Here is a 2,107-nt window from a genome sequence, read left to right as displayed (position 1 = left end):
CAACTGGATATGGCCCATGGCGGCCTCCGCCTCGGGGTCCAGCAGCTCCAGGTGTACCGGGTTGCCGGACAGGGCCTGCAGGGTCAGTGGGGTGATGAATTCGGTGGCCGCCCTGGTCATTGCCACCTGTACCGTGGCGCCGGCATCCTGCAGGCGGCGGATCAGCTCCGCGCTTTTGTAGGCGGCGATACCGCCGGTGACGCCCAGCAGAATCCGTTTATTTGCCAGTGACAGCATGGGGTTTCCTAAAGTCGTGCCGAGGGGGCTAAGATAACATCGCAGGCAAAGTTTGCGTAGTCAGGACTCACATAATCGAAGACACAGGGAGGTGTTATGTCGATTCGCGATTGGCCGGAGGGTGAGCGCCCCCGGGAAAAACTGCTCGCCAGGGGCGCCCAGGCGCTGTCCGATGCCGAGCTGCTGGCCATTTTTCTGCGCACCGGCTGTGCCGGCCAGTCGGCGGTGGATCTGGCGCGCACACTGTTGCAACAGTTTGGCAATCTCGGCGAGTTATTGTCCGCGGATAAAACCAGCTTTTGCCTTGCCCGGGGACTGGGCGAGGCGAAGTTTGTACAGCTGCAGGCGGTGCTGGAGCTGGCGCGCCGCCACCTGGGCGAACAATTGCAGCGGGAGCATGTGCTCACCAGTCCCGCCAGGGTGAGTGAATTTCTGCTGGCGCAATTGCGGCAGTGCCGCCAGGAAATTTTTGGCGCCCTGTTTCTGGATACCCAGCATCGGTTGATCGCCTGGGAAAAACTGTTTTTTGGCACTATTGATGGCGCCAGTGTGCATCCCCGGGTGGTGGTGCGACGGGTTCTGTACCACAATGCGGCGGCGGTAATTTTTGCCCACAATCACCCGTCCGGTGTGGCCGAGCCCAGTGAACCGGACCGCCACATTACCCGCCAGTTGCAGGAGGCGCTGCAGTTGCTGGATGTGCGGGTGCTCGACCACCTGATCGTCGGGGCGGGCTATACCGTGTCCCTGGCGGAGCGGGGGATGCTCTGATCCTGCCGGAAGCGATTGCCCGTTAAGGAATTTGTTTGATTTCGGGAGGCCCTTCTGGTATAAAACGCGGCTCTTCGCGGGGCTGTCCCCGTAGACAGGTACCGAAAGCCAGAATTCATAAGCGATCACCCTTGTTGGGTGATGCCAGTTAGCAGAGGCAAAGCAATGTCTAAAGTATGTCAAGTCACCGGAAAAAAACCGATGACAGGAAACAACGTTTCCCACGCCAAGAACAGAACCCGCCGCCGGTTTGAGCCAAACCTGCACTCCCACCGTTTCTGGGTTGAAGCCGAGAAGCGCTTTGTCAAACTGCGCGTCTCCTCCAAAGGCATGCGGATTATCGACAAGGTCGGTATCGATCAGGTGCTGGCAGACATCCGCAAGCGCGGCGATAAGGTTTAAGGAGAGCTATCATGGCCAAGTCAAATCGCGACAAGATCAAACTGGTTTCCAGTGCCGGTACCGGTCACTACTACACCACCACCAAAAACAAGCGCACTCAACCGGAAAAGCTGGAATTCAGCAAGTACGACCCGGTTGTTCGCAAACACGTGCCCTATAAAGAAGCGAAGATCAAATAAGCGTTTTGTTCGGTACGTTGAAAAAAAGCCCCGACTTGTCGGGGCTTTTTTATGAGCATTATATACTTTACAAACCCAACTAATTAAGTCAGAATAAGCCATGTTCTGAGGAAGCGGCTATGTCTGATCTATCCAGCCCAAAGTTTCACAATAGGGAAGAAGCAAGAAAGCATCTGGAGGCATTGCGCTGGCCGGAGGGAGCTGTATGTCCTCACTGTGGCGGAGTAGAGAAGATATACACCATGAAGGGTGGCCGGGACGGGTTGTACAAATGCGGTGATTGCCGCAAGCAGTTCACCGTAACCGTTGGCACTCTGTTTGAGGGCAGCAAGATTCCTCTGAATAAGTGGCTTATTGCTGTTCACCTGATGTGCGCCAGCAAGAAAGGCATTAGTGCCCACCAACTGCACCGCATGTTAGGTATTACCTACAAGTCTGCATGGTTCATGGCTCACAGAATCCGTGAAGCAATGCGTGAGGATGGTGGCGGCATGTTGGGCGGTAATGGCATGGTTGTT

General features: G+C 56.0%; 5 protein-coding genes. 4 read left to right on the top strand and 1 reads right to left on the bottom strand.

All coding sequences use genetic code 11. The features are described 5' to 3' along the window. On the bottom strand, positions 1-237 hold a 237-nt coding region (locus ABY948_RS12230), incomplete at its 3' end, for a flavoprotein (RefSeq protein ID WP_461482811.1). Positions 238-333: 96 nt separating this feature from the next. On the opposite strand from ABY948_RS12230, the gene radC reads away from it, so the two are divergent. The 4 genes from radC to ABY948_RS12210 all read left to right on the top strand — a co-directional run. Then, the gene (gene radC, locus ABY948_RS12225; RefSeq protein WP_461482810.1) at positions 334-1,008 is read left to right on the top strand and encodes a RadC family protein; all 675 of its coding nucleotides are present in this window, start codon (positions 334-336) and stop codon (positions 1,006-1,008) included. A gap of 165 nt (positions 1,009-1,173) precedes the next feature. Then, a complete protein-coding gene (gene rpmB / locus ABY948_RS12220) occupies positions 1,174-1,410 on the top strand; it encodes a 50S ribosomal protein L28 (RefSeq protein WP_461482809.1) in 237 nt (78 codons plus the stop codon). Between the two features lie 11 nt (positions 1,411-1,421). Continuing rightward, entirely contained in the window at positions 1,422-1,589 is a 168-nt protein-coding gene (gene rpmG, locus ABY948_RS12215) for a 50S ribosomal protein L33 (protein ID WP_036858763.1), read from the top strand. Between the two features lie 119 nt (positions 1,590-1,708). After that, positions 1,709-2,107, top strand: a 399-nt coding sequence (locus ABY948_RS12210; protein ID WP_461482808.1) for a transposase, incomplete at its 3' end; no start/stop codon positions are given.

The organism is Porticoccus sp., assembly GCF_041592135.1.
Taxonomy (GTDB): domain Bacteria; phylum Pseudomonadota; class Gammaproteobacteria; order Pseudomonadales; family Porticoccaceae; genus Porticoccus.
This window is presented reverse-complemented; position numbering and strand designations above follow the sequence as displayed.

Coding starts and splice junctions, on each gene's coding strand:
- rpmB (WP_461482809.1), top strand. CDS start 1,174: ATGTCTAAAGTATGTCAAGTCACCGGAAAAAAACCGATGACAGGAAAC.
- radC (WP_461482810.1), top strand. CDS start 334: ATGTCGATTCGCGATTGGCCGGAGGGTGAGCGCCCCCGGGAAAAACTG.
- rpmG (WP_036858763.1), top strand. CDS start 1,422: ATGGCCAAGTCAAATCGCGACAAGATCAAACTGGTTTCCAGTGCCGGT.